The sequence below is a fragment of the Streptomyces toxytricini genome (genome assembly GCF_014649915.1).
Taxonomy (GTDB): Bacteria; Actinomycetota; Actinomycetes; order Streptomycetales; family Streptomycetaceae; genus Streptomyces; species Streptomyces toxytricini.
In genome coordinates this window covers 207,763-233,464 of sequence record NZ_BMTY01000009.1, presented here as the reverse complement: position 1 = coordinate 233,464, position 25,702 = coordinate 207,763, and the positions used below count along the sequence as shown (strand labels likewise).

30 protein-coding genes and 1 pseudogene are annotated in these 25,702 nt (G+C 73.4%); 23 read left to right on the top strand and 8 right to left on the bottom strand.

Annotated features, from left to right (window positions below; all coding sequences use genetic code 11):
* From IE170_RS32605 to ygfZ, 12 genes and pseudogenes are all read left to right on the top strand, one after another.
* Nucleotides 1-250 (top strand): annotated as a pseudogene (locus tag IE170_RS32605) (hypothetical protein); the annotation flags it as partial.
* 97 nt (nt 251-347) lie between these two features.
* Nucleotides 348-1,064 (top strand): LmeA family phospholipid-binding protein, encoded by a 717-nt coding sequence (locus IE170_RS13930; RefSeq protein WP_189809654.1) that lies wholly within the window; start codon nt 348-350, stop codon nt 1,062-1,064.
* Nucleotides 1,065-1,220: 156 nt separating this feature from the next.
* Nucleotides 1,221-1,310 carry an Ms5788A family Cys-rich leader peptide gene (locus tag IE170_RS33490; RefSeq protein WP_350875872.1) on the top strand — a complete coding sequence of 30 codons (90 nt, stop codon included), beginning with the start codon at nt 1,221-1,223 and terminating at the stop codon, nt 1,308-1,310.
* A 204-nt stretch (nt 1,311-1,514) separates the two neighbouring features.
* The gene (locus IE170_RS13925) at nt 1,515-2,360 is read left to right on the top strand and encodes a sulfurtransferase (protein ID WP_189809653.1); all 846 of its coding nucleotides are present in this window, start codon (nt 1,515-1,517) and stop codon (nt 2,358-2,360) included.
* Nucleotides 2,361-2,414: 54 nt separating this feature from the next.
* Complete coding sequence (locus IE170_RS13920; protein WP_114058125.1) at nt 2,415-2,705, top strand: DUF1416 domain-containing protein; 291 nt, start codon at nt 2,415-2,417, stop codon at nt 2,703-2,705.
* Nucleotides 2,706-2,849: 144 nt separating this feature from the next.
* Entirely contained in the window at nt 2,850-3,116 is a 267-nt protein-coding gene (locus tag IE170_RS13915; RefSeq protein WP_189809652.1) for a DUF3099 domain-containing protein, read from the top strand.
* A 112-nt stretch (nt 3,117-3,228) separates the two neighbouring features.
* The gene (locus IE170_RS13910) at nt 3,229-4,014 is read left to right on the top strand and encodes a hypothetical protein (RefSeq protein ID WP_223856229.1); all 786 of its coding nucleotides are present in this window, start codon (nt 3,229-3,231) and stop codon (nt 4,012-4,014) included.
* Nucleotides 4,011-4,994, top strand: a complete 984-nt coding sequence (locus IE170_RS13905) for a hypothetical protein (protein WP_189809650.1) — start codon at nt 4,011-4,013, stop codon at nt 4,992-4,994. Before IE170_RS13910 ends, IE170_RS13905 begins: the two co-directional genes overlap by 4 nt.
* Entirely contained in the window at nt 4,991-5,821 is an 831-nt protein-coding gene (locus IE170_RS13900; protein ID WP_189809649.1) for a hypothetical protein, read from the top strand. The genes IE170_RS13905 and IE170_RS13900 overlap by 4 nt, the downstream gene beginning before the upstream one ends.
* Before the next feature lie 294 nt (nt 5,822-6,115).
* On the top strand, nt 6,116-6,688 hold the full coding sequence (locus IE170_RS13895; RefSeq protein WP_189809648.1) for a heme-binding beta-barrel domain-containing protein: 573 nt from the start codon (nt 6,116-6,118) through the stop codon (nt 6,686-6,688).
* Nucleotides 6,689-6,787: 99 nt separating this feature from the next.
* Nucleotides 6,788-7,252, top strand: a complete 465-nt coding sequence (locus IE170_RS13890; RefSeq protein ID WP_189809647.1) for a Fur family transcriptional regulator — start codon at nt 6,788-6,790, stop codon at nt 7,250-7,252.
* A 21-nt stretch (nt 7,253-7,273) separates the two neighbouring features.
* Nucleotides 7,274-8,239, top strand: coding sequence for a CAF17-like 4Fe-4S cluster assembly/insertion protein YgfZ (ygfZ, locus tag IE170_RS13885; RefSeq protein ID WP_189809646.1), 966 nt, complete (start codon nt 7,274-7,276; stop codon nt 8,237-8,239).
* 32 nt (nt 8,240-8,271) lie between these two features.
* Here the strand turns inward: ygfZ and dtd are convergent, their stop codons facing one another.
* On the bottom strand, nt 8,272-8,697 hold the full coding sequence (gene dtd / locus IE170_RS13880; RefSeq protein ID WP_189809645.1) for a D-aminoacyl-tRNA deacylase: 426 nt from the start codon (nt 8,695-8,697) through the stop codon (nt 8,272-8,274).
* Nucleotides 8,698-8,869: 172 nt separating this feature from the next.
* Here dtd and IE170_RS13875 point away from each other — a divergent pair, with 172 nt between their 5' ends.
* The 4 genes from IE170_RS13875 (at nt 8,870) to IE170_RS13860 (ending at nt 12,461) form a co-directional block, all read left to right on the top strand.
* Nucleotides 8,870-9,514 (top strand): RsiG family protein, encoded by a 645-nt coding sequence (locus IE170_RS13875; protein WP_189809644.1) that lies wholly within the window; start codon nt 8,870-8,872, stop codon nt 9,512-9,514.
* A gap of 85 nt (nt 9,515-9,599) precedes the next feature.
* Nucleotides 9,600-10,844, top strand: coding sequence for a GNAT family N-acetyltransferase (locus tag IE170_RS13870; RefSeq protein WP_189809643.1), 1,245 nt, complete (start codon nt 9,600-9,602; stop codon nt 10,842-10,844).
* Nucleotides 10,845-10,921: 77 nt separating this feature from the next.
* The gene (locus tag IE170_RS13865; RefSeq protein ID WP_189809703.1) at nt 10,922-11,728 is read left to right on the top strand and encodes a putative protein N(5)-glutamine methyltransferase; all 807 of its coding nucleotides are present in this window, start codon (nt 10,922-10,924) and stop codon (nt 11,726-11,728) included.
* A 151-nt stretch (nt 11,729-11,879) separates the two neighbouring features.
* Complete coding sequence (locus IE170_RS13860; RefSeq protein ID WP_189809642.1) at nt 11,880-12,461, top strand: hypothetical protein; 582 nt, start codon at nt 11,880-11,882, stop codon at nt 12,459-12,461.
* On the opposite strand, the gene IE170_RS13855 is transcribed toward IE170_RS13860, so the two are convergent.
* Nucleotides 12,427-13,344 carry an NAD(P)-dependent oxidoreductase gene (locus tag IE170_RS13855; RefSeq protein WP_189809641.1) on the bottom strand — a complete coding sequence of 306 codons (918 nt, stop codon included), beginning with the start codon at nt 13,342-13,344 and terminating at the stop codon, nt 12,427-12,429. The two genes, IE170_RS13860 and IE170_RS13855, sit on opposite strands and share 35 nt — an antisense overlap.
* Nucleotides 13,345-13,385: 41 nt before the next feature.
* Between IE170_RS13855 and IE170_RS13850 the strand changes: the two genes are divergently transcribed.
* The gene (locus IE170_RS13850) at nt 13,386-13,733 is read left to right on the top strand and encodes a winged helix-turn-helix transcriptional regulator (protein ID WP_189809640.1); all 348 of its coding nucleotides are present in this window, start codon (nt 13,386-13,388) and stop codon (nt 13,731-13,733) included.
* Nucleotides 13,734-13,931: 198 nt separating this feature from the next.
* On the opposite strand, the gene IE170_RS13845 is transcribed toward IE170_RS13850, so the two are convergent.
* Complete coding sequence (locus IE170_RS13845) at nt 13,932-14,240, bottom strand: DUF6228 family protein (protein ID WP_223856249.1); 309 nt, start codon at nt 14,238-14,240, stop codon at nt 13,932-13,934.
* A gap of 286 nt (nt 14,241-14,526) precedes the next feature.
* Between IE170_RS13845 and IE170_RS13840 the strand changes: the two genes are divergently transcribed.
* The 3 genes from IE170_RS13840 (at nt 14,527) to IE170_RS13830 (ending at nt 15,982) form a co-directional block, all read left to right on the top strand.
* The gene (locus tag IE170_RS13840) at nt 14,527-14,973 is read left to right on the top strand and encodes a helix-turn-helix domain-containing protein (RefSeq protein WP_189809639.1); all 447 of its coding nucleotides are present in this window, start codon (nt 14,527-14,529) and stop codon (nt 14,971-14,973) included.
* Nucleotides 14,974-14,998: 25 nt separating this feature from the next.
* Nucleotides 14,999-15,520, top strand: coding sequence for a hypothetical protein (locus IE170_RS13835; protein WP_125541086.1), 522 nt, complete (start codon nt 14,999-15,001; stop codon nt 15,518-15,520).
* A gap of 123 nt (nt 15,521-15,643) precedes the next feature.
* Entirely contained in the window at nt 15,644-15,982 is a 339-nt protein-coding gene (locus tag IE170_RS13830) for a DUF2516 family protein (protein ID WP_189809638.1), read from the top strand.
* A 38-nt stretch (nt 15,983-16,020) separates the two neighbouring features.
* Here IE170_RS13830 and IE170_RS13825 read toward each other — a convergent pair whose 3' ends face one another.
* The 3 genes from IE170_RS13825 to IE170_RS13815 form a co-directional block, all read right to left on the bottom strand.
* A complete protein-coding gene (locus tag IE170_RS13825; RefSeq protein WP_189809637.1) occupies nt 16,021-17,292 on the bottom strand; it encodes a PP2C family protein-serine/threonine phosphatase in 1,272 nt (423 codons plus the stop codon).
* 357 nt (nt 17,293-17,649) lie between these two features.
* A complete protein-coding gene (locus tag IE170_RS13820) occupies nt 17,650-18,714 on the bottom strand; it encodes a C40 family peptidase (protein WP_189809636.1) in 1,065 nt (354 codons plus the stop codon).
* Nucleotides 18,715-18,978: 264 nt separating this feature from the next.
* Entirely contained in the window at nt 18,979-19,704 is a 726-nt protein-coding gene (locus IE170_RS13815) for a class I SAM-dependent methyltransferase (RefSeq protein WP_223856250.1), read from the bottom strand.
* Nucleotides 19,705-20,094: 390 nt separating this feature from the next.
* Between IE170_RS13815 and mshA the strand changes: the two genes are divergently transcribed.
* Together mshA and IE170_RS13805 are read left to right on the top strand one after the other, a co-directional pair.
* Nucleotides 20,095-21,477 (top strand): D-inositol-3-phosphate glycosyltransferase, encoded by a 1,383-nt coding sequence (gene mshA / locus IE170_RS13810; RefSeq protein ID WP_373298985.1) that lies wholly within the window; start codon nt 20,095-20,097, stop codon nt 21,475-21,477.
* Nucleotides 21,470-21,955, top strand: coding sequence for a type III secretion system chaperone family protein (locus tag IE170_RS13805; protein ID WP_189809635.1), 486 nt, complete (start codon nt 21,470-21,472; stop codon nt 21,953-21,955). The genes mshA and IE170_RS13805 overlap by 8 nt, the downstream gene beginning before the upstream one ends.
* A 7-nt stretch (nt 21,956-21,962) precedes the next feature.
* On the opposite strand, the gene IE170_RS13800 is transcribed toward IE170_RS13805, so the two are convergent.
* Nucleotides 21,963-23,276 (bottom strand): MDR family MFS transporter, encoded by a 1,314-nt coding sequence (locus IE170_RS13800; RefSeq protein ID WP_189809634.1) that lies wholly within the window; start codon nt 23,274-23,276, stop codon nt 21,963-21,965.
* 154 nt (nt 23,277-23,430) lie between these two features.
* Between IE170_RS13800 and IE170_RS13795 the strand changes: the two genes are divergently transcribed.
* Complete coding sequence (locus IE170_RS13795; protein WP_189809633.1) at nt 23,431-24,189, top strand: phosphoglyceromutase; 759 nt, start codon at nt 23,431-23,433, stop codon at nt 24,187-24,189.
* Between the two features lie 231 nt (nt 24,190-24,420).
* On the opposite strand, the gene IE170_RS13790 is transcribed toward IE170_RS13795, so the two are convergent.
* Nucleotides 24,421-25,440 (bottom strand): ParA family protein, encoded by a 1,020-nt coding sequence (locus IE170_RS13790; RefSeq protein WP_229884720.1) that lies wholly within the window; start codon nt 25,438-25,440, stop codon nt 24,421-24,423.
* Nucleotides 25,441-25,702: the final 262 nt, after the last annotated feature.

The following is a 25,702-nucleotide window of genomic DNA, read 5'->3' as shown; positions in this document are numbered from 1 at the left end:
GCCGCCCGCGCCGTCCGTCGCGGTGTCGCTGGCCGCGGCCGCGGGCTCCGGCGTCGCGGTCGGCGCGCTGACCTCCCTCGGGGCCGGCGGCGCCCTGCTGGGCCTGGCCGCCGGGGTGTGCGCGCTGATCGGGCTGCGCGTGGCGGCGTACGACTACCCGTCGAAGTTCGTGCACATGACCGCCGGCGTGGCGCTGCCGCTGGCGGCGGCCGCCCCGGCCGTCTACCTGCTGGGGCGGGTCGTCGGCTGAGACGGCACGCCGGGGCGCCCGGGCGGCGGGAACCGCCGGGCGGTGCCCCGGCGTGGTCAACTAGGGCCACGTACCGGGTCTACAGGGGGAGAGGCACGTGCGCGTCCTGCGTGTCGTCGTGTTCGTCGCAGTGGTGCTGGGCGGCCTGTTCGTGGCCGCCGACCGGTTCGCGGTCGGCTATGCCGAGGACGAGCTGGCCGACCGGATACGGGCCCGCCAGGGACTGGCGGGTTCCGCGGCGGTCGAGATCCACGGCTTCCCCTTCCTCACCCAGGCGCTGAGCCGTGAGCTCGACCGGGTCGACGTGCGCGTCACCGGTGTCGACGCCGTCGCCGACGGCCGCAAGACGCGCCTGTCCGAGCTGGATTCGACCTTCCGCGGCGTGAAGCTCGACGCGGACTACGGCGGCGGCACCGCGAAGAGCGCCGAAGGTTCGGCGCTGATCACCTACCCGGACCTGACGCGGGCCTCGCAGACCGGGGTGACGCTCGCCTACGGCGGGGCGAAGGACAAGGTGAAGGTCACCGCCTCCGTGGAGCTGCTGGGCCGGACCTTCACGCGGGGCGTGGTGTCCACCGTCAGCCTCGTCGACGCGGGCGGCGACGGCGGCGGCAAGCTCGTCCGGGTCCGGGCCGACGAGGTGCCCGGCGAGGGGATCCCCGGCATAGAAGGCGCGGTGCGCCGCAAGACCGACTTCGACCGCCGCATCGACGGCGGCCTGCCGTCCGGGCTGCGGCTGACGGGGCTGACCTCGGACGAGGCCGGCGTACACCTGCAGCTGGGCGGTACGGACGTCTCACTGGCCGGATCGTGAGACAGGTCGGTCCGATCCTCAGAAAGGCGGCCTGCGCGAGGCATCCGGAGGGCCTCCGCGGAGCTGCGGGGACGGCATCCGATCCCGGCATGCGGATGATTCCGTCTCGGTATATGACACACCGGTGACAGGGCGGCCGGTTCCTCCCTACGATCCATGGCTATGAAGCATCAGCAGGCGGACCTCACGAAGCGACGGGCAGTAGACCTGTGTCGCGTCGCCGCCATGCTCTGTCGATCCATGTGACCCGAGAGCGCCATCCGCTCCGCCCGTCGGACGACCGTACTTCCCGCGTGACCGCAGTGCAGCCGCCCCGGCCTGCCCGCTGACGCCTCCCCGCGCCCAGCGGCCGCCCGAGCGCCTGCCCCGCCGCCCACGCGGCAGCGCAGCACTTCTGCCAGCCCGCAGCACCCGCACCGCCCCGCCGCACACTGCCCCGGAGGAGAAACCATGAGCCGCAGCGACGTCCTCGTCGACGCCGACTGGGTCGAGGCCCACCTGAACGATGCCGACGTCGTCATCGTGGAGGTGGACGAGGACACGTCCGCCTACGACAAGAACCACATCGCCGGAGCCGTCCGGATCGACTGGAAGAAGGACCTCCAGGACCCGGTCCGCCGCGACTTCGTCGACCAGGAGGGCTTCGAGAAGCTGCTCTCCGCCAAGGGCATCTCCAACGACGACACCGTCGTCCTCTACGGCGGCAACAACAACTGGTTCGCGTCGTACGCCTACTGGTACTTCAAGCTGTACGGCCACCAGGACGTCCGCCTCCTCGACGGCGGCCGCAAGAAGTGGGAGCTCGACTCCCGCGACCTGGTCGACGGCTCCGAGGTCCCGAACCGCCCGGCCACCGAGTACAAGGCCAAGCCGCAGGACACCTCGATCCGCGCCTTCCGCGACGACGTCGTGGCCGCCATCAACACCCTGAACCTGGTCGACGTCCGCTCGCCCGACGAGTTCTCCGGCAAGCTGCTCGCCCCGGCCCACCTGCCGCAGGAGCAGTCGCAGCGTCCCGGCCACGTGCCGAGCGCCCGCAACATCCCGTGGTCGAAGAACGCCAACGACGACGGCACCTTCAAGTCCGACGAGGAGCTCAAGGCCCTCTACGAGACCGAGCAGGTCGACCTGGCGAAGGACACCATCGCCTACTGCCGCATCGGCGAGCGCTCCGCGCTCACCTGGTTCGTGCTGCACGAGCTCCTGGGCCAGGAGAACGTCAAGAACTACGACGGCTCGTGGACCGAGTACGGCTCCCTCGTCGGCGTGCCGATCGAGCTGGGCGCAGGCAAGTAATCAGGGCACGCGACGCCCGGTAGAACGACTTCTCTCAGGACAGGACAGAGAAACATGTGCGGAGCACAGATCGGCGGGCCCGACCTCGCCACCCTCAAGCCCGGTGAGACGGCCATCCAGGGCCAGGTCACCAAGGACGGCGAGCCCGTCAGCGGCTACGTCCGCCTCCTCGACTCGACCGGTGAGTTCACCGCGGAGGTCCCGACCTCCGCGACCGGCCAGTTCCGCTTCTACGCGGCGACGGGCTCGTGGACGCTGCGGGCCCTCGTGCCCGGCGGCCAGGCGGACCGCGCCGTCGTCGTCTCCGAGGCCGGCGGTGTGACGGACGTGGCCATCGCGGTCTGATCCCGCGATCGGGAGCCCATGAACCGGCCGGAGGGCCGCACCCCAGGGGGTTGGACGCCACTGGAGCGGGGTGCGGCCCTCCGCGCCGTCCGGGTCCGGACACGGACCCGACCGGCCGGGCGGCCGCGGCCCTAGGCTGGAGGCATGTACGCGCGCCGGCGCCGCATCTACTTCGTCCTGATGGGCGTGTGCCTCTTCCTCTTCGTCTCGGCCTGGTCCTTCGTACGGCTGCTGTCGGTCGAGGCCGCGGTGGCGCTGTGCGTGGTGGCGATGGTGATCCCGCCGGTCGCGGCGGTGGTCGCGAACCGGCGCGGCCCCGAGGACCGCTGGTGGGACGCCCCTTCGGGCGACCCGAAGTCGGACGAGTGGTGGGACGAGCTCGACGGCAAGCGCCGCCCCCACGACGAATGACCTTCCGCGTGACCGCAACGTAATGCGTTTCCGCACAACCGTTCCCTTCGGGTACATGTCAAGGCTGTGCGCGGGTGACCGCCCGCCGACAAGACCTGTGGGGAACACGTCCTTGGAACACGCACAGACCTCTCCCGAGCCGGGGGACGAGGGGAATCCGGCGGAGGCGCCGCCCGCTCGCCCGGCACGCCGCGGCCGCCGCACCGCCGTGCTGATCGCCTGCGGAGCGGCGCTCGGCATCCTCGGCGGCACCGTCGCCGGCTACGCCGTGCAGTACCACCGCCCGCCGACGCCGCTGCCGCCGCTCGCGCAGCAGAAGCTGGTCACACCCAAGGCGCTCGCGCCCGACGCCGCCACGACGCGCGACGGCATCAACGCCAACCGCCGCCACAAGACGGACGGCGACCTCACCGCGCTTCTCGTCGAGGCGCCCGCCGGGGCGAAGGCCCTGGGCAAGGGCTACGAGAGCCTCGACGTGTTCTCGGTCGGCTTCGAGGAGCCGGGCAAGGCCCTGGCCGGTTTCACCGAGGACGGGGTGCGGCGCATCGCCACCACCGTGTGGTCGCAGGACGACCGCGTCTTCGTCGAGATCCGCTTGATCCAGTTCCGCGACCGCAAGGGAGCGGACGCCTACCAGCAGAGCCAGGCCATGTCCATGCCGACCAAGGAGTACGCCGGCAACCCGGGCGTGCCCATCCCCGGCGCGCCCGCCGATCTCGCCCACGTGTGGGTGGACTCCAGCGCCGAGACGAAGCCGGGCTACCACCCCGTGCGCGGGGCCCGGGCCGTCGCCCGCCGCGGCGACGTCGTCATGGAGATCGACTACATCGACAACCGCGGCCGGATCGCCGAGGGCGACGTCGTCGACCTGGCCAAGCGACAGCTGGAGCGACTGTGACCGAGCCGCTGAAGACGGACACCGCCGCCGCTGCCGCGGACAGCGCGGCGGACACAACCACCGCGGACGCAACCACCGCGGACGCAACCACCGCGGACGCAACCACCGCGGACGCAACCACCGCGGACACGGCCGCCGCGGACGCAACCACCGCGGACGCAACCACCGCGGACGCAACCACCGCGGACACGGCCGCCGCAGACACGGCCGCCGCCGCGCCGGCGGACGAGCCCGCGCCCGCATCCCCGCCCCGCCGCGGTCGCAAGGCCGCCGCCCTCGCCGGCGGCGCGGTCGCCCTCGCCGTCCTCGCGGGCGGCGCGATCGCCGGGTCCGCGGCACTGGAGGGAGCCGACCGGAGCGTCGCGACCCGCTACTGGGTCCCGGAGGGCGCGCCCCCGGCGGCGCCGGAGGACCCCGCGCCGGTCCCGGCCGGGGAGCTCTCCGGCAAGCTGCTGCCGGTCCCGTCCGGCTACTCCCTCGGCCCGGACCTCGGGCGTGACGGCAACGACTACTCCTTCTCCGGCGAGAAGGCCGTCCAGACGTACGGCGACGCCCGCGGCGGACTCTCCAGCTCCGAGCGGAAGCGGCGTGACGAGGTGCTGGAGGGCATGAAGGTCAAGGGCCTCGCCGGCCGCAGCTACACCAAGGACGGCGGCGGCGCCGTCTACCAGGTCCGCATCATGCAGGCCGACGCCAAGGCGGTCGGCAGGCTGTCCGAGGCGGCGAAGAAGCTCAACGAGCTGGCGGGCGACGGCCGCGGCGCCCCCGCCGTGGACGGCCACCCCGAGGCCAAGTGCGTGCTCCTGGCCATCGGCGAGGAGAAGCAGGAGAAGATCGACTCGATGGACTGCGTGGCCGTCCAGGGCGACGTCCTTGTCACCTTCCGCGCGTTCGGGCCCAAGCCGTTCTCGCCCGCAGACGCCGCCTCCTTCTTCAAGAACCAGCTGAGCCGCCTGAAGTCCCCCGGGGAGTCCGTGTGACCGACCACCACACCACCGAGACCGGCACCGAGAACGGGACCGACACCGCCCCTGCGCCGGCCGCGCCCGCGCGCCGGCGGGGCGCCGCGGCGCTGCGCCTGCTGGCCGCGGCCGCCGCGTTCGCCGCCTTCGGCACCGGGACCGCGTACGGGATCATGCAGGCCGACCGCACCGACCTGCCGGGCCTGGAGACGCGCGGGGACGGCCGCTGGGACTACCCGGTGCTCGCCAAGCCCACCCTTGCGCCCGGTGCCCCGCAGCCCTTCTCCGAGGACAACGCGGACGGCACCCACTACGCGCCCCTCTTCCAGCTGCTGCTGCCCGCCCCGCGCGGATCCGCCCCCGATCCGGCCCTGAAGGTGGAGCAGGACCAGAAGGTCTCCGAGGACACCTTCCTGGAGGAGTTCGAGCCCACCGTCCGGCAGAAGCTGAAGCAGGAGTTCACCGACGAGGGCCTGCGCCAGATCGCCGGCCGCGGCTGGACCATGCCCGACGGCAGCCGCACCCGTGTCTACCTGCTGCGGTTCTCCTCCCCCGACTTCGCCGACGACCGCGACCGGTGCGGCATCACCATGAACATCAAGGGGGTGAACCGCATCGACGACGACGACGCATGGACGAAGGCGGAGCTCGCCCAGCCCCGCCCCGCCCGGCACGGCACCGTGGACGTGTTCGCGGAGGCCCCGCCCGTCGGGGACGAGGAGGTCCGGGTCGGGTGCATCCAGTCGGGTGACGTGCAGGCCGCCGTGTTCCAGTCGCGCAAGGGCGGGGTCGCGACCGTCCCGTTCCACCAGACCGTGGTCCTGCAGAGCCAGCTCCTCGGCTGAGCGCGCCCCGGGGCGCCCCCGCGGCGCCCCGGCCGCGCGGGCGGGCACCTCGGGGAGTGCGGCGGGCGGGCGGACAGTACGCTTGGGGACCGGCCCCGTACCCGCCAACCGACACCTCCGAGGAGTCCCCCGTGCTTGAGGCATTCTTCACCTCCCTGCTCGTCCTGGTCTGCGTCGGCGTCCTCGCCTTCACCGGCCTCGCCGTGAAGAAGCTGTACCAGGGCCAGCGCTGATCCACGGATCGGCCTCCCCGGACCCGGAACCCCCTCCCACAGATCGCCTGAGCAGCCATTCATGATCCAGATCCCGTCCGACCTGAACCCGGGCCTCGTCCCCCTCGCCTTCCTCCTCGGCACCTGGGAGGGCGCTGGCGTCTTCGACTTCCCGGGTGAGGAGAAGTGCAACTTCGGCCAGGAGGTCGTCTTCAGCCACGACGGCCGGGACTTCCTGGCGTACACCTCGTCCACCTGGGTCCTCGACGCCGAGGGCCGCAAGGTGCGGCCGCTGGAGTCCGAGTCCGGCTACTGGCGCATCGACAAGGACCGCAAGGTCGAGATCGTCATGGTGCGCGACCAGGGCGTCGTCGAGGTCTGGTACGGCGAGCTCGCCGACCAGAAGCCGCAGATCGACCTGGCCACGGACGCGGTGGCCCGCACCGCCGCCTCCGGCCCGTACAGCGGCGGCAAGCGCCTCTACGGCTACGTCAAGGGCGACCTGATGTGGGTCGGCGAGAAGGCCACCCCGGACGTCGAGCTGCGCCCCTACATGTCGGCCCAGCTCAAGAAGGTCGTCACCCCGGAGGAGGTCGCCGAGATGGCGCGCAACCTCCCGGACATGCCGGACGACGGCATCGCCTTCTTCCGCTGATCCGCCGCCGGCGCCCGCGCCGGCCGGCACCGCAGCGCGTCCCGGCGGGGACCGCGGGCAGCCCGCCCGCGGTCCCCGCCGCGCGCTTACACTGGGCCCGTGGTGAGCCCCGAAAGCCCCGACCGTGCCCCCGGCACCGACTGGAAGAGCGACCTGCGGCAGCGCGGATACCGGCTGACGCCGCAGCGCCAGCTCGTCCTGGAAGCCGTGGACGCCCTCGGCCACGCGACGCCGGACGACATCCTCGCGCACGTCCGCAAGACCGCCTCCGGGGTCAACATCTCCACCGTCTATCGGACGCTGGAGCTGCTGGAGGAGCTGAAGCTCGTCTCGCACGCCCACCTCGGGCACGGGGCGCCGACCTACCACCTCGCGGACCGGCACCACCACATCCACCTGGTGTGCCGCGAGTGCGCCGGCGTGATCGAGGCGGACGTCGGCATCGCCGCCGAGTTCACGGAGAAGCTCCGCGGCGCGTTCGGCTTCGACACCGACATGAAGCACTTCGCGATCTTCGGTCTGTGCCGCGCGTGCGCCGCCGAGCGCCCTGCCGAGCCCGCCTGACGGGGTCGTACGCTTGGTCCCATGACCAGCCCCCTGCTGAACCTCCCCGGCGCCGTGCAGGCCGAAGGCCGCGACGAGGGCGTCGCCGCCCACTACGGAGAGCTGTACGGCGAGCAGCGCGCACTCGCCGACGGCCGAGGCTTCGTCGACCTCTCGCACCGCGGGGTCGTGACCGTCACCGGACCGGACCGGCTGAGCTGGCTGCACCTGTTGATCACCCAGCACGTCACCGAACTCCCGCCCGGCCAGGCCACCGAGGCGCTGATCCTCTCCGCGAACGGGCACATCGAGCACGCGCTGTACCTCGTCGACGACGGCGAGACGGTGTGGGCGCACGTGGAACCGGGCACCCGGGAGGCGCTGATCGCCTACCTGGAGTCGATGAAGTTCTTCTACCGCGTCGAAGTCGCCGACCGGACCGGTGACTTCGCCGTCGTACACCTGCCCGCCGGGTCCATCGCCGAGGTCGACAAGGAGCTCGTCGTACGCGAGACCGCGCACGGCCGGGACGTGTTCCTGCCGCGCGGCGAGCTGGAGGCCTTCGCGGCCGGACACGGGCCGGCCGCCGGCCTGCTCGCGTACGAGGCGCTGCGCGTCGAGGCGCACCGGCCGCGGCTCGGCCTGGAGACCGACCACCGCACCATCCCGCACGAGCTGGGCTGGATCGGCACCGCGGTGCACCTGCAGAAGGGCTGCTACCGCGGGCAGGAGACGGTGGCCCGCGTCCACAACCTGGGGAAGCCGCCGCGCCGCCTGGTCTTCCTGCACCTGGACGGCTCGGAGGTGCACCTCCCGGCGCACGGGGCGCCGCTCAGGCTCGCCGCCGACGGGGCGGAGGGCCGCCAGCTGGGCTTCGTGACGACGGCGGTCCGCCACCACGAGCTCGGCCCGATCGCGCTCGCCCTGGTCAAGCGGAACGTGCCGGTGGACGCCCCGCTGCTGGCGGGGACGACGGCCGCCGCGCAGGAGGTCGTCGTCGCCCCGTAGGGCCGCCGGACCGTGCCCGCGCCTTCCGCGCCTCAGACGTCGATGACGAGGGTGAACGGGCCGTGGTTCGTCAGCGAGACCCGCATGTCCGCGCCGAACCGGCCCGTCGCCACCGTCGCCCCCAGCGCGCGCAGCTGCGCGACGACCTCGTCGACGAGCGGCTCGGCGACGTCGCCGGGTGCCGCCGCGTTCCAGGTGGGGCGGCGGCCCTTGCGGGCGTCGCCGTACAGCGTGAACTGCGAGACGACCAGCAGCGGCGCGGAGACGTCGCTGCAGGACTTCTCGCCCTCCAGGATCCGCACGGACCACAGCTTTCTGGCCAGCTGCGCCGCCTTCTCCGGGGTGTCGTCATGGGTCACGCCCACGAGGGCGCACAACCCCTCCCCGACGATCTCGCCCACGGTCTCACCGGCCACGACGACGCTCGCGCCGTCCACTCTCTGCACCACTGCTCGCATACCACCTGTGTACCAGGCGGGGACTCCTCCGCGGCCGAACGGGTGGCGCGGGACTGCGCCCGCACCACGGAGAGTGGCACGATGCACGCAGGCGGTGCTTCGCCCCGGCCCCACGCGTCACGCGGGCCCGGGGGAGAGCCCATGCACCGGTCGAGGGGACGGACACGTTCGCATGAATACTTCTGGTACCTCCGTACCTGCATCACCCGCACCACCCGCTCCACCCACACCATCCGCAGCGTCCGTCGGCGCCGCCGCCCCGGCGGCCGGCACGGTACGGCCGCCCGCGCAGCGCAGCGCGGAGGAGCCGGGGCAGGCGCCGACCACGCCCGCCACCGCGCTCGGCCTGCCGGAGCTGCGCGCGCTGCGCCGCGACGCCCAGCGCGAGGAGGCCGACCTCAGCTACGTCCGCCGGCTCCTGCAGGGCCGGATCGACATCCTGCGCGCCGAACTGGCCCGGCGCAGCGACCCGGAGGCGCCCGTGCCGCCCGAGGCGCCGGTGGTGGACCGGCTCTCGGAGATCCTCGCCGACGCGCCGTCCAGCCGCAGTGCCTCCGCCCGGCACGTCACGCTCGGCACGCCGCGCGGGGAGCAGTACCGGGTGCTGGCGGCGGAGATGCTGTCCGACGTAGAGCTGTCGGACCTGGAGGCCCGAACGGACGGCGAACTCCACGAGGCGATGGGCCGGTTGACGGGATACGAGCAGCAGGTCTCGCGCCGCAGACAGCAGTTGCAGCGCACCGCGGACGACTGCAGCGCCGAGATCACCCGGCGATACCGGGAGGGCGAGGCACAGGTGGACGACCTGCTGGCCTGACCCCCCGGGGTTCCCGCCCCCGCGGCGGGGGCCCCGGCGGAAAATGCGGCGACGGGAGCGCGGACGGCGCACTAGCGTGGCGCCAATGAGCGCTGACGTCCGGCCCATCGCCGCTTCGGAACTGACCCAGTGGATGCAGACGGTCAACACCGGCTTCCTGACGGCCTCTGCGGTGACCGAGTCGGACGCCGCACAGCGGGCCCGGCACAGCGACCCGGCCCGCATCGTCGGCGCCTTCGACCGCCGCACCGGCGCCTGCGTCGGCACCCTGCGCTCCTTCCGGCAGGAGCTGACCGTCCCCGGCGGGGCGGCGGTCGTCTCCAGCGCCCTCACGAACGTCACCGTGCTGCCCACGCACCGCCGGCAGGGCCTGCTGACCCGCATGGTCGCCGCCGACGCCGCCGCGTCCGCCGAGCGCGGCGACGCCGTCTCGACGCTGATCGCCGCCGAGTACCCGATCTACGGCCGCTACGGGTACGGGCCCGCGGCGTCCATCACCGAGTGGGAGATCGACGTACCGCGCACCGGACTCGACCTCCGCCGGTCCGTGACCGGCGACGGCGGCCGCATCGACCTCGTCGACGCCGCCGAGGTGCGCCGCGTCGGCCCCGCCCTGCACGAGCGGCTGCGCCGCGAGCGGCACGGCATGGTCAGCCGCGACGAACGCTGGTGGGCCCTCGCGACGGGCCTGGAGCAGTGGTCGCACCGCCCGTACCGGGAGGGCTTCCAGGCCGTCTACCGCACGGCGGAGGGCGAGGTCGCCGGCCTCGTCCGCTACACCGCGGACGACGCCTGGGGCGATGCCAAAGTGCCCATGAACACGGTCCGGGTCCGGGAGCTCCTCGCGGCGACCCCCGCCGCCGAGCGGGCGCTGTGGCACTACGTGTGCTCCATCGACTGGGTGCAGAAGGTCCGCACCGGCTACCGCGCCCCCGACGACCTGCTGCCGCACCTGCTGCCCGACCCGCGGGCGGCGCGCCCGGTGACCTCCGCCGACTTCCTGTGGGTGCGGGTCCTGGACGTCGTACGGGCCCTCGGTGCGCGGACGTACGCGGTGCCGGGGACACTCGTCCTGGAGGTCCGCGACCCGGGCGGGCCGGCCGCCGGCCGGTACCGGCTGGACGCGGGCACGGGGGAGTGCGCCCGCACCCGGGAGCCGGCGGACCTGAGCCTGGACGTCTCGGCGCTCGGCGCGCTCTACCTCGGCGACGAGTCCGCGGTACGGCTCGGCGCGCTCGGGAGGGTGGCCGAGGAGCGGCCGGGGGCGCTGGCCCTCGCGGACGCCGTGTTCCGGACGGCCCGGCGGCCGTGGTGCCCGGACGTGTTCTGAGCGCGGGGCGCCGGGGGGCGGCGGACGGTACGGGAAGAGACATGCCGGGAGAGCGGGACGTGCGGGAAGCAGAGCAGATGCCGGAAGCCGAGCCGGCGGTCGCGGAGGCGACGGTCGCGGCCCTGCGGGCCGCCGGGTGCGTCTTCGCGGAGGAGGAGGCGGCGCTGCTCACGGCCGCGGCCGGCGGCGGGGAGGCGGCCCTGGCCGCGCTGGTCGCCCGCCGGGCCGGCGGGGAGCCGCTGGAGCACGTCGTCGGCTGGGCCGGGTTCTGCGGGCTGCGCATGCGGGTCGGCGCGGGGGCGTTCGTCCCGCGCAGGCGCACCGAGTTCCTGGTGCAGGAGGCCGTCGCGCTCGCCGCTGCGGACGGCCGCCCGCAGCCGGTGGTCCTCGACCTGTGCTGCGGCGTGGGCGCCCTCGGCGCGGCGGTCGCTCACCGGCTGGGTGCCGGGACCGAGCTGCACGCCGCGGACATTGACCCGGGCGCGCTCGCCTACGCGCGCGCAAACACCGCCCCGTACGGCGGGCGGGTGCACGAGGGCGACCTGTACGGGGCGCTGCCGGAGATGCTGCGCGGCCGGGTGGACGTCCTGCTCGCCAACGCGCCGTACGTGCCGACGGACGAGATCGCGCTGCTGCCGTCCGAGGCGCGCGACCACGAGCCGCCGGTGTCGCTGGACGGCGGCCCGGACGGGCTGGACGTCCACCGGCGCATCGCGGCGGGCGCCCCGCCCTGGCTGGCGCCGGGCGGGCGGCTGCTGATCGAGACGAGCGGACGGCAGGCGCCGCACACGGCCGCGGCCCTGGAGGCGGCGGGCCTGGCCGTGCGGACGGTCGAGTCGGAGGAATTCTGGGCGACGGTGGTCATCGCCACCCGCACCGCATAGCGGCGCGCGGAGGGGCCGGATCCCCCGCGCGGGCGGGCAGGTCTCCCCCGGGCGGGGGAGACCGGCCGCCGCGGGGTCGGCCGGGAGGCGCGGGAGGGACCGCACCCCCGGCCGACGCGCAGGGCGCGGGCCCGCCGACACGCTGCTGTACATGACATCCCGCAGCGGTCTCGCCTCCGTTCCCCTCCCCGCCCCCGCACCTGCCGCGTCCCGCCGGGCGGTGTGCGCCGCACACGCCATCGCCCTGCTGACACTGCCCACCGGCCTCTGGCGGCTGCTGCTCGCCGCCGGCTTCACGGCCGGGTACACCGAGGCCGGGTACGCGGCCGCGGGCCTGCCCGGCTGGGGGCGGGCGTACGCGCTCGGCGTCACCCTCGGCAGCGAGCTGCTGGCCCTGCTCGCGCTCGGCCTGGTCCGGCCCTGGGGCGTGGTGCTGCCCGCCCGGATCCCGCGGCTGGGCGGCCGCCGCCTGCCGGTGCGCGCGGTCGCCGCCGCGGCCGGCGCGACCGCCGTCCTGCTGACCTGCGCGTGGAGCCCTTTCCTGCTGTGGTGGACGCTGCCCCACCCGGACATGACCCCCCGCGGCGCGCTCGTCGTCGGCCTCCTCTACCTGCCGCTGGTCGCCTGGGGGCCGCTGCTGGGCGCGCTGACCCTCTCGTACCGGCGCAGGACGGCCGCGGGCGGGCGGCCTGCGGGTCTCAGCGGCGGCCCAGGAGCTCCGCGATGCGGATGAACCCGTCCGTGCCGTGGCCCAGGCCGATGACGCGGCGCGCCCACCCCTCGGCCGCGCGCATCACCCCGGCGTCGATGCCGTGGCCCTCGGACGCCTCGACGATGTGCGCCATGGAGGACGCCGCCGAGGTGACGGGGTTGTCCTTGCCGGAGTGGCCGCCGGAGTCGGCTTCCTCTGCCGTCTGCGCGAAGATCGGCGGGAGGATCGCGGCGATGCCCTGCGCGAAGGGGGCCAGCTCCCGGCCGGTGATGCCCTCCGCCCGCGCCACGGCCAGGGCGTGCGCGTAGCCGGCCATCGCCGTCCAGAACACGTCGAGGAGCGCGATGTCGTACGCCGCCGCCCGGCCGATGTCCTCGCCGAGGTGGGTGTGGGTGCCGCCGAGCGCGGCCAGCACGGGCCGGTGCTCCCGGTACAGCTCCTCCGGGCCGGAGTGGAGGAACACCGCGTCGGGGGTGCCGATCGTCGTGTTCGGCGTCATGATCGCGCCGTCGAGGTAGCGGATGCCGTGCGCGGCGGCCCAGTCGGCGGTGGCGCGGGCCCGCTGCGGGGTGTCGGCGGTCAGGTTCACGACCGTCCGGCCCCGCAGCGCGTCGGCAACGGCCTCGCGGCGCAGGATCCCGTCTGCCGCGTCCTGGTTCACGACGCAGACCACGACCAGCCCGCTCGCGGCGGCGGCCTCCTCGGGCGAGCCGGCGCCGGCCGCCCCGCGGGCCGTCAACTCCGCGTCCCGGCCCGGTGTCCGGTTCCAGACGGTGGTGCGCAGGCCCGCGTCGAGGAATGCGCCGGCCAGAGCGCGGCCCATCGGGCCCAGACCGAGCACCGTCACGGCAGACTGGTCGGAGGGGTGCGGGCCGGTGTGCTGCGGGGACGTGGACGTGGACATGGTTGGCTCCCGTACGTGGTCGAGGATGGAATGGGGGGCGCATGACGCGCGGTCGTGCCCGGGACACGGAGGTGTGCGGAGTGACCGCCGCCATCGCCGTGATCGACGGCAAGTGGAAGACGGCCCTGCTGTGGCTGCTGGAGGCGGGCCCCTGCCGGCCCGCCGAACTGCGCCGGCGGCTGCCGGGCCTCAGCGAGAAGGTGCTGACGCAGGCGCTGCGCGAGATGCAGGCGGACGGGCTCGTGCACCGGGAGGTGCACGACGTGCTGCCGCCGAAGACCGAGTATTCGCTGACCGCCTTCGGCCGCGATCTCTCCGACGCGCTCGGCCCGGTGTCCGACTGGGGGCACCGCAGGCTGGAGCGGCTCGTGGGGGAGCAGTCGCCCTAGGCCGGTGCCTCCTTCCGATCCGCCGGCCGCCGACCCCTTGATCAAGAGTGGCGCGGTGCGGGGCGCTTGCCCAGTACCCACAAAAAAGTGGGTGTCGGGGGGGCGCCGCCACGATTCGGCCGGGACGAGCCCTGCTGCCCGCGCTCGGAACGCGACAGGGCGCGCCTCACCGCCGGCCCGGGCGACGCCCGCGCGCTTCTACTGCCGCTCCTCGGTGAGGAAGGCCCGGACGTCGGCCGCCAGGGAGGCCATCTGCTCGCCGGCCTCCAACCAGGTGGTCACCGAGGCGCTCCAGTCTCCTGCGGCCTGCCTCCACGGCTGCACGGCCCAGGTCAGGCCGACGTGTCCACCGGACCGGAAGACGGCCGACACCGTCAGGTCGCGGTCGAGGGTCTGCCAGCTCCGCTCGCCGTCCCAGCCCCTGTAGTCGGCGGCGAGCCCGTCCAGGAACGCCGGGAGGCCGCCGTCCCCGACCCATGCGACGACGTCGTCGACCCGAGCGGTCAGGCCGGGGGCCGCGCAGCTCGACGCAATAGTGCACGCAGCCCTGGTCGGGGCCGGACCGGTCGCGGAACGCCACGCCCACGGCCGAGTTGTCCTGGGAGCGGACGGTCACGTCGAGCCGGTTGTCGAGGTCGGAGTGCGGGAACGTCATGCAGGAACGCCAGACCGGTGCTGTCCGGCCCGTCATCCGGGTTTGCCACTCCTGAGCGGACGACCACTTCGCCCCCGGGGTGGGAGATGCTGCAAGCGCTTGCTTGCAAAAGTTAGCAAGGTGCGGCAGGATCGCCGCATGGCATCGCTCAACGTCGGCAATCTCGGCGAGTACCTCCGCGAGCAGCGGCGGCAGGCGCAGCTCTCGCTGCGGCAGCTGGCCGACGCGGCCGGCGTGTCGAACCCGTACCTGAGCCAGATCGAGCGCGGTCTGCGCAAGCCGAGCGCGGACATCCTCCAGCAGCTGGCCAAGGCGCTGCGCATCTCCGCGGAGACGCTGTACGTGCAGGCCGGGATCCTCGACGAGCGGGACCGGGACGAGGTCGAGACGCGGGCCGCCATACTCGCCGACCCGTCCATCAGCGAGCGGCAGAAGCAGGTGCTGCTCCAGGTCTACGAGTCGTTCCGCAAGGAGAACGCGCAGGAGGCCGGACCGGCCGCCGCGCAGGCGCCGGACACCGCGGGCGACACGGAGCCCGCGGACCCCGCGGCTTTCGCCGACGGCACGACGCACCCAACGAACTGAACTGTGATCCGGGAGGACCAGCCACATGGCCATCGCCGATGACCTGAAGAAGACCCTCGCCGACCCGACCCCCCTCTACTTCGCCGCCGGCACCGCCGACATCGCGCTGGAGCAGGCCAAGAAGGTGCCCGGCCTCATCGAGCAGCTGCGCACCGAGGCGCCCGTCCGCTTCGAGGCGGTGAAGAACACCGACCCGAAGATCGTCCAGCAGAAGGCCCGCGAGGCGCAGGAGGTGGTGACCGCCAAGGTCGCCGAGGTGCTCGGCACGATCGACGCCAAGAAGATCGGCGAGACCGCGCAGGACCTCGCCATGCGCGGGGTCGGGGTGGCCGCCGAGTACGCGGTGAAGGCCAAGGAGACCTACGACCGTGTCGCCGAGCGCGGCGAGCAGGCCGTCCGCGAGTGGCGCGGCGAGGTCTCGGAGGAGATCGTCGACATCGCGGTTGCGGTCGAGCCGGAGCCGGCCGTCGACGACAAGGCCGCCGCCCGCCGTACCACCACGCGCAAGACCCCGGCGAAGAAGGCCGAGGAGAGCGTCGAGGGCTGAACGCGACGGGGCCGGGCACCCGAGGGGTGTCCGGCCCGTTGGGGTGGATGAGGGGGCCTGTGCCGGTAGCGTGGAGGCAGAGGCACCAGCCATGGCAGGGCACGTGTGAAGGCGGTCGGGTCGATGTTGATGAACGGGTTCGATAACGGCGTGCTCCCGCTGCTCGGGTTCGCCATGCTGGCGCTGGCCGTCGTGGCCTTCGTGCTCGCGCTGATCGCGAGGGAGGACGCCTACCGGGCCGCGGACAAGCAGACGAAGACCTTCTGGATGGTCATCCTCGGCGTCACCGTGCTGGTGGACTTCTTCCTCGGCATGCTGTTCCTCCAGATCGCGGGCCTCGTCGCGACCATCGTCTTCCTCGTGGACGTCCGCCCCGCGCTCAAGCAGGTCTCGGGCGGCGGCCCGCGCCGCGGCGGCAGCAGCAGCGACGGCCCGTACGGGCCCTACAACGGCGGCCGCTGACCGCCGGCGCCGACACGGAGGCCCCGGATGCGCAGGGGTCAGGGCGCGTTGCGCGACAGGAGCACCACGGCGACGTCGTCGGTGAGCTCGCCGCCGTTGAGCCGGCGCGCTTCGGTGACGGCGGCCTCCAGCAGGCCCTCCCCGCTCAGTCCGCGGGCCAGGTGCCGGTTGATCATCTCGACCATGCCGTCCTGTCCGAGCCGCTCCCTGCCCTCGCCGATGCGGCCCTCGATGAGGCCGTCGGTGTAGAGCATCAGGCTCCAGGTGCCGCCGAGCTCCACCTGGCGGCGCGGCCAGCGCGCCTTGGGCAGCAAGCCCAGCGCGGGCCCGCTGTTCTCGTACGGGAGCAGCCGCGCCGGCCGGCCCGGCCGTGAGACCAGCGGCGCCGGGTGCCCGGCCAGGCAGAGCCCGGCGCGCCTGCCGTCGGGGGATATGTCGACGGTGCACAGCGTCGCGAAGATCTCCTCGCAGGGCCGCTCCACGTCGAGGACCTCCTGCAGGGTCGCCAGCAGGTCGTCGCCGCACAGCCCGGCCAGCGTCAGGGCGCGCCAGGCGATGCGGAGCTCGACGCCGAGGGCGGCCTCGTCCGGGCCGTGCCCGCACACGTCGCCGATCATGGCGTGGACGGTGCCGTCCGGGGTGCGGACGGTGTCGTAGAAGTCGCCGCCGAGGAGGGCCCGGCTGCGGCCGGGGCGGTAGCGGGCCGCGAAGCGGAGGTCGGAGCCGTCCAGCAGCGGGGTCGGCAGCAGGCCGCGTTCCAGGCGGGCGTTCTCCTGGGCCCGCAGTTTCGATTCTGCAAGCTTGTACTGGGCCGTGTCGGCGCGCTTGCGCTCGACCGCGTACCGGATCGCCCGGCTCAGCAGCCTGCCGTCCAGCTCGTCGCGGAAGAGGAAGTCCTGTGCCCCGACCCGGACCGCCTCGGCGGCGCGCTCGGCATCCGCCTCGTCCGTCAGGACGAGGACCGGATGGCGCGGGGCGATCCGCAGGACCTCCCGCAGCACGTCGAGCCGGTCGGCCGGGCCCGGCTCGGCGCCGGCCAGGGCCGCGCGGGCTGCCGCCGACGGGTTCGGCAGGGCCAGGTCCAGCAGGATGCAGTGGACGTCGGGCGTGAGCAGGCGGGCCGCCTCGGTGAGGTTCCGGGCGGTGCGGAGCCGGATGCGCTGGCCGTCGGAGTCGAGGATCTCCGGAACGGTGAGGCCCCCCGCGGGGTCGTCTTCGATCACCAGCAGGGTCAGGGACGCCTGCGGCGGTACGGCCTGACCGTTCTCCGTGGCGGGGATCTCCCTCTGCCGCGGTACGGGTACGGGCATCGTCTCCGGTTCCTTCCCTCCCCCCGAGGGTGCGCTCGTGGGCCGACCCTAGCGGTCCGCGGCGCCCGAGCGGAATGGCGTTCCGGTACGGGGACAGCGTCATATGCCGTTATCGCGGGGGAAAATCCGCCTCGCCGAATGACCAACGTCACGGCGGGGGACGTGCTCGTCCCGTTCAGCGAGACGTCCCCGGGGCGCGGGCGGTTGCCTTCCGGATCGGCTTCCGCGGCGGGCCCGCCGGGCCTCCCCGCCGGGCCTCCCCGCACCCTTCCCGCGCCCTCCCGCACTTCCGCGGAACCTCCCCGCGGCCTCCACGGAACGGCCACGCCCCGGAACCGCTTCCCGGCGCGCTCGAGGTCACGCCTCGGGCCGGACCACCGCCTTGATCGGCATGGAGCCGGCGCCTGCGAGGGTGATGTTGCGGCCCGGGCGCGGGGCGTGGACCATCGCGCCGTCGCCCACGTACATGCCGACGTGGCTGGCGTCGTCGAAGTAGATGATCAGGTCGCCGGGCCGCATGTCCTTCAGGGCGACCTTCGGCAGCAGCCGCAGCTGCTCCTGCGAAGTGCGCGGAATGCCCTTGCCCGCGGCCCGCCACGCCTGGGAGGTGAGCCCGGAGCAGTCGAAGGAGGCCGGGCCCACGGCGCCCCACTGGTACGGCTTGCCGATCTGCGCGGTCGCGAACTGCACGGCCTTGCGGCCCGACTCGGTCGCCGTGCCGTTGATCTCCTTCAGGACGCCCGTCGACAGCCAGGCCGTCTGCGCCTTGTACTGGGCTTCCTGCTCCAGCTGTATCAGCCGGGCCCGCTCCTCGGCCTCGAGCTTGCTCTCCAGGTCCTCCGCGGCCTTGATCTTGGCCTCGATCTCCTTCTTCGAGGCCTCCTTCTTGACGCGGTTCGCCTCCAGCTTCTGCCATTCCGCGTTCGCCTCGCGGGCGCCGCGCTGCAGGTCGGCCTGGGTGCGGTCCATGTCGGACAGCAGGTCCGCGGTGGCCTTCTCGCCTTGCCGGATCCGGCTCGCCCCGTCGAGGAACCGGCTCGGGCTGTCGCTCAGCGCGAGGCGGGCGCCGGGCGGCAGCCCGCCCGAGCGGTACTGGGCGCGCGCGGCGGCTCCGGCCCGCCGCTTCAGGTCGTTGATGCGGTCCTGGCCCGCGGCGACCTGCTTGGCGATCTCCACGATCCGGTCCGACTGCGCCTTGGCCTCGCTCTCGGCCTGGTTGTAGGCGTCGGTCGCGGCACCCGCCTGCCGGTACAGGCCCTCGATCTCCTTGCGCACCTGCTCCAGGGACTTGGCTCCCGGCTCCGGGGCCGGCGCCGCGAGGGCCGGCGTGGTCAGCGCCGCCACCGCCAGCAGGGCCGACGCGCACAGCAGTGTCAGGGCGGAGGCGCCCCTGCGCCGCCGCTTCGGCTCCTCGGTTCCCATGGTCCCCCCTGGCACCCGGGTCGGATCCGGTGCCGCACGGCGCGCCGACCGCGCACGCGGCGCACGGCGAGCGCCGCACCCACCGAATCTGACTATTCATCAGTAACTTGTGCTGCCCTTCGGGATGGTGCCACGACTCGGAGGATTCCAACACCCTCACGAACCCCTCCGGATCTTGTCCCTCCCACCCCCGCCGGTCCCGGCACACATCCCCGTGCCCGCTCAACGGGCCGCCCCGACCGCCGGTTCCCCGCCGCGCGGCTTTCACCCCGCCGGGCGCAGCGCTTCCCAGCGCACCGTCAACTCCCCCTGCCGCCACCGCTTCGGACCGTCCGTCAGCGGCCAGTCCCCGGCCAGCGCCCGCGCCGTCCGGATCCACCGCTGCCGAGCCCCGTACGAGGCGTACGGCGCGGCCGCCGCCCACGCCCGGTCGAAGTCCCGCAGGAAGGCGTGCACCGGCTCGCCCGGCACGTTGCGGTGGATCAGCGCCTTCGGCAGCCGCTCCGCCAGGTCCGAGGGCCGCTCCAGCGACCCCAGCCGCGTCGCGAACGTCACCGTCCGCGGCCCCTCCGGCCCCAGCGCCACCCACACGTGCCGGCGCCCGATCTCGTCGCAGGTGCCCTCCACCAGCAACCCGTCCGGGGCCAGCCGGGCGCACAGCCGCTCCCAGACCTCCGCGACCTGTTCCTCGTCGTACTGCCGCAGCACGTTCGCCGCGCGGATCAGCGCCGGCCGGGCCCCGCCCTCCAGGGGCACCTCGAAGCCGCCGTGCCGGAAGCGGAGCCCCTCCCGCTCGTACGGGCGAGCCGCCGCGACCCGCGCCGGCTCGATCTCGATGCCGACCACCCGCACCGCGGGCGCCGCCCGCCGCAGCCGGTCCAGCAGCTCCACCGCCGTCCACGGCGCGGCCCCGTACCCCAGGTCCACGGCCACCGGGGCGTCCGCGCGCCGCAGCGCCGGGCCGTGCACCTCGGCGATCCAGCGGTCCATGCGGCGCAGCCGGTTCGGGTTCGTCGTCCCCCGCGTCACCGTCCCCACCGGGCGCGCCGCCTGTACAGCCCGCCCGCCGCCGCCCGCGCGGGCCCGGGCCCCGGTGCGGCCGGGGCCGCCGGCGGAGGCGGGGACGGGCGGTTCGGAGGCGTGCCGGGACATGCGCCGAGCGTAAGCGGAGGGCCCGCTCGGGGGGAAAAGCAGCCCCGCGCCCGGCGCCCCGCCGAGGAAATCCGGCCGCCCCGGAATGCGCGGCACCGCCATCCGGGTTGCACTCCTTGAAGGGCGCCGGGTGCGCTCCGTCCGGCATGCCCGCCCGCCGGCCCCGAAGCGCCCCCGACGCCCCGGCCCGCATGTCGTCATGTCGCCCGAGCGAGAGGAACTGCTCCCTTGAGCCAGTACGTGTCCCGCATCGGCGGCACCATCGGCGGTCGCCTCGCCGCCGTCCGCGGCACCCGCCACGACCCGCCCCGCCTGCGCATCCCGTCCGTCGGGCACCACCGCAGGCCGCGCCGCGTCGCCATGCTCAGCGTCCACACGTCCCCGCTGCACCAGCCGGGCACCGGCGACGCCGGAGGCATGAACGTCTACATCGTGGAGCTCGCCCGGCGACTCGCCGCCATCAACATCGAGGTGGAGATCTTCACCCGGGCCACCGAGGGCGGCCTCCCGCCCACCGTCGAGCTCGCCCCCGGCGTCCTCGTCCGGCACGTCGACGCCGGCCCGTACGAGGGCCTCGCCAAGGAGGAGCTGCCCGCCCAGCTGTGCGCCTTCACCCACGGCGTCATGCAGGCCTGGGCCGGCCACCGCCCCGGCCACTACGACCTCGTCCACTCCCACTACTGGCTCTCCGGCCACGTCGGCTGGCTCGCCGCCGAACGCTGGGGCGTCCCCCTCGTCCACGCCATGCACACCATGGCCAAGGTCAAGAACGCCTCCCTCGCCGAGGGCGACACCCCCGAGCCGGCCGCCCGCGTCATCGGCGAGACCCAGATCGTCGCCGCCGCCGACCGGCTCGTCGCCAACACCACCGACGAGGCCGAGGAGCTCGTACGGCACTACGACGCCGACCCCGGCAAGGTCGCCGTCGTCCACCCCGGCGTGAACCTCGACCGCTTCACCGTCGCCGACGGCCGGGCCGCCGCCCGCGCCCGCCTCGGACTGCCGCAGGACGCCGTCATCCCGCTGTTCGCCGGGCGGATCCAGCCGCTGAAGGCCCCCGACGTGCTGCTGCGCGCCGTCGCCGTGCTCGTCGGTCAGGACCCGGCCCTGCGCCGCCGGCTGTTCGTGCCCGTCGTCGGCGGACCCAGCGGCAGCGGCCTCGCCAAGCCGGAGGGGCTGCAGAAGCTCGCCGCGAAGCTCGGCATCGCCGACCTCGTCCACTTCCACCCGCCGGTCGCCCAGGACCGGCTCGCCGACTGGTTCCGGGCGGCATCCGTACTGGTCATGCCCTCGCACAGCGAGTCCTTCGGGCTCGTCGCGATAGAGGCACAGGCCACCGGAACGCCCGTCCTCGCCGCGGAGGTCGGCGGGCTGCCCGTCGCCGTCAACGACGGCGTCACCGGCATCCTCGTCCCCGGCCACGACCCGGCCGACTACGCCCGCGAGCTGCGGCGCTTCGTCGACGACCCGGGGCTCGCCGAGCGCATGGGCGGCGAGGCGGCCCGGCACGCGCAGTTCTTCGGCTGGGACACCGCCGCGAGCGCCACGGCGGACGTCTACACCGCGGCCGTGCACGAGCACCGCCGTCGCGTACGCTCCCACCATGGCTGACACCGCGATCATCGAGAGCGCGCTGAACGGCGCCGAGCTGACCTGGGAGAGCCCGACTCCGGGCACGTACGTCGTCCAGCTCCCCGGCACCCGCAAGCTGTCCACGACCTGCTCGCTCAAGGTCGGCCGGCACTCGCTGTCGGTCAACGCGTTCGTGATCCGCCACCCCGACGAGAACGAGGCCGGCGTCCACCGCTGGCTGCTGGAGCGCAACCTCAAGCTGTACGGGATGGCGTACGCCGTGGACCGCCTCGGCGACGTCTACCTCACGGCCCGGCTCCCGCTGACCGTGGTCACCGCCGAGGAGCTCGACCGGCTGCTCGGAACCGTCCTGGAGGCGGCGGACGGCGCGTTCAACACCCTCCTGGAGCTGGGCTTCGCCACGGCGATCAAGAAGGAGTACGAGTGGCGGACCGCCCGGGGCGAGTCGACCCGGAACCTCGACGCCTTCCGCCACCTGACCCGCCCGGCGGACTGACGCCCGCCTACGCGTCCGCGGCGGCCGCGGCCGCTCCCGCCCGGGCGGGAGCCGGCTTCACCGGCGCGGCGGCGGACTCCGCGGCCGCCGCCCCGCGGGCCGGCAGCCGCCGCATCAGCAGCCAGTAGCCGCCCGCCGCGACCGTGCCCAGCACGCCGGCCGACCCCCACAGCCACGCCGCGCCGAACTCGTCGACGACATAGCCCGCCATCAGCGGCGCGACCAGCGCCGCCACCGACCACGACATCGTGTACATGCCCTGGTAGCGGCCCCGGCCCTGTACCGGAGACAGCCGGACGACGAGCTCCATCTGCGTCGGCGAGTTCACGATCTCCGCCAGCGTCCACACCGCGACCGTCAGCGCGTACGCCCACAGCGGCCCGGCGAACGCCGTCAGCGCGAACCCCCAGCCCGCCAGCAGCGCGGAGAGCACCAGCAGCCGCCGGGGGTCGCGGTGCTCGATGAACCGCGTCACCGGGATCTGCAGCAGGACGATCATCACGCCGTTCACGCAGATCGCCAGGCCGTACTCGCCCGGCGTGAAGCCGGCGGCGCCCATCGCGACCGGCAGGCCGACCGAGCCCTGCATGAAGATCATCGAGATCAGGAACGACAGCCCGACGACGCCCATGAACCGGCCGTCCCGCAGCACCGTCCCCAGCGACACCTCCGGCCCGGCCGCCCCGGCGCCCCCTGCCGCACCGCCGCCGGCACCGGCCTCCGCAGCGGGCCGCGACTCCGGCAGCTTCACGTACACGAGCACCGCGCAGACCAGGGTCAGCGCCGCCTCCCCGAGGAAGCCCGCCAGGTAGCTGTACTCGGCGACGAACCCCGCGGCGACCGAGCTGATCGCGAAGCCCAGGTTGATGGCCCAGTAGTTCAGGGCGAAGGCCCGCACCCGGTCCTCGGGCGGGACGATGTCCGCCAGCATCGCCGACACCGCCGGCCGGGAGGCGTTCGACGCCATGCCGACCATCATGGCCACCGCGGCGATCGCCGCCGGGTGCTCCATGAACCCCAGCAGCGCCACCGACCCGGCCGTGGCCAGGTTCGCCGCCAGCATCGTCGGCCGCCGCCCCAGCCGGTCCGTCATCACCCCGGCCGCCAGCGAGGACACGACGCCGCCCAGACCGTGCAGCGCCGCCACGAGCCCCGCGAACGACGCCGAGTAGCCGCGCTCCAGCGTCAGGTACAGCGCCATGAACGTGGCGACGAACGCTCCCAGCCGGTTGACGAGCGTGCTCGCCCACAGCCACCAGAACGCCCGAGGCAGCCCCTCCACGCTCTCGCGTGCGGCACGTATGAGACTTCCCGCGGACATGACGCAATCCCCCCGAATGTGTAAGTGCCTCCCAAGCAGTCCGCACCCTACGGTTCTGGGCCTTCCGCAAGCCACCGGATTGACGCGCACCGTCAATCCACGGCCCCCCGGCACCGCGTGCCGCCCGCCGGAGGCGTCCATTAGGCTCCTGTGCATGGCCGACGCACCGTACAAGCTGATCCTGCTCCGCCACGGCGAGAGCGAGTGGAACGCGAAGAACCTGTTCACCGGCTGGGTGGACGTCAACCTCAACGAGAAGGGCGAGAAGGAGGCGGTCCGCGGCGGTGAGCTGCTGAAGGACGCCGGCCTGCTCCCCGACGTCGTGCACACCTCCCTCCAGAAGCGCGCCATCCGCACCGCGCAGCTGGCCCTGGAGGCCGCCGACCGCCACTGGATCCCGGTCCACCGCTCCTGGCGCCTGAACGAGCGCCACTACGGCGCCCTCCAGGGCAAGGACAAGGCGCAGACCCTCGCCGAGTTCGGCGAGGAGCAGTTCATGCTGTGGCGCCGCTCCTACGACACCCCGCCGCCGCCGCTCGAGGACGGCACCGAGTTCTCCCAGTCGGACGACGCGCGCTACGCGACGATCCCGCCGGAGCTGCGCCCGCGCACGGAGTGCCTGAAGGACGTCGTCGGCCGCATGCTGCCGTACTGGTACGACGGCATCGTCCCGGACCTGCTGGCCGGCCGCACCGTCCTGGTCGCCGCGCACGGCAACAGCCTGCGCGCCCTCGTCAAGCACCTGGACGGCATCTCCGACGCCGACATCGCGGGCCTGAACATCCCGACCGGCATCCCGCTCGCGTACGAGCTCGACGCCGACTTCAAGCCCCTCAACCCGGGCGGCACCTACCTCGACCCGGAGGCCGCGGCGGCCGCCATCGAGGCGGTCAAGAACCAGGGCAAGAAGTAGTCCCAAGGCGCGAAACAGCCCCCTACTTGCTAATTTCCAGCTGGTAGGGGGCTTCTCGTTGCCTCGGGTCTGTCTGTGGGCCGTCAGGCGCGCCGGACCTGCCGACGGATCCGGATCCGCGCTGCGACCAGGGCGGGCACCGGCAGGGCGGCGGCCAGCGGTACGTCGGTCCACGCGGGTAGGGCCGCTGCGCCCGCGCTGATCGCTGGCCCCTACCGGCCATCTACTGCCTTACAGCATCGACGTCAGATCGTTCATAGCCGCGACGCAGTTCTGCCTGTAGTCCTCGTGTACCGACACCCGGTGTCCCATCACGTCGAGGCGCCCGGCTTGCAGGGCGTACAGCGGGCATCCGCGAGCGAACGCAACAACGCCAGTGGTCTGGAAGTCGCGGATGTCCACCACTCCCTTCGAGTGCTCGTCGAACGTGAAGATCTCGGGATTGCTTTGCAGCAGCTTGGCTACGTCGCTATCGATCGAACGTAGTACGGCCGCGTAGGCCGATGCGGGACCCATGTACTGAGTGAGGCGGTTCTTGGCGATCGCGTGCACCCGCGGCAGCTCGCGGTCCGCCTCCCTGAGGCGCGTGGCGAACGCGTAGGTGGCGTAGATGTCCGAGGGAAGCTTCAGGCCGTATACGAGGGAGAAGGCGTTCTGAATGGCCCGGCGAGAGGAGTCATCCGCCATGACGGGAAGGATCAGGCGGTCCACTGCGGACAGCGCGATCTGCGTGTAGATCGAGAAGCTCGGGTTGCAGTCGACGAAGATCGCGTCGTACTGGTCTTTGATGGGCGCCAGAAGGTCACGGATCCAGTCGATGACCGACAGCCACGCATTCGTCCCAGGGATCTGGTTGTTCGCCAGAGTGGATATCGCGTTTGCCTGGAGCTCCAGCAGGGGATCACCGCAGACCAGGTCGATGTTTTCGGGCACAGCGGGGTTGTACTGGCTGGGCGTCGTTACGAAGTCCATCGCCGAGATGCTGGGCGGAGAGTAAGGCGAAGGCAGCCTCTGCTGGAAGTAGCCGCCGATCGTAGCGCGAGGCATTTCGCCCTGGCGGGCGAGCAGCTTCCCGCTGCCGTCGTTCGCGAGGCCTCCGAGGAAGAGCTCGGACAGGTTGGCCTGCGGACAGACATCTATGGCCAGAATGCGCTCATCGGGATGCTGGTCAGCGTAGAAGCAGATCGACTGAAAGCACAGGCTCGTCTTGCCGGTGCCGCCCTTGTTGTTCCAGAACGCATACACGGTCACTGGGGCCCCTAGATTGTCGGATGCGGACACGCTACCGTCCGATGTCGACAGTGTCACGTCCCAATGTGACGCAAGATCGTCAAAAGCGTACATCGGCTTGGTCTCTGGGTACCGGTTGCGATACGCCCAGCTGAAGCCGACGCCTGGCTACTCGGGTCGTCTGTGCGCCGTGGGACGGTTGCCAAAGGGCAGCCAAGGGTGACAACCGCTGACCGCCCGACCGCAGGTCAGGGCCGAGGTGGCGGTTAAAGCCGCAGGCCGG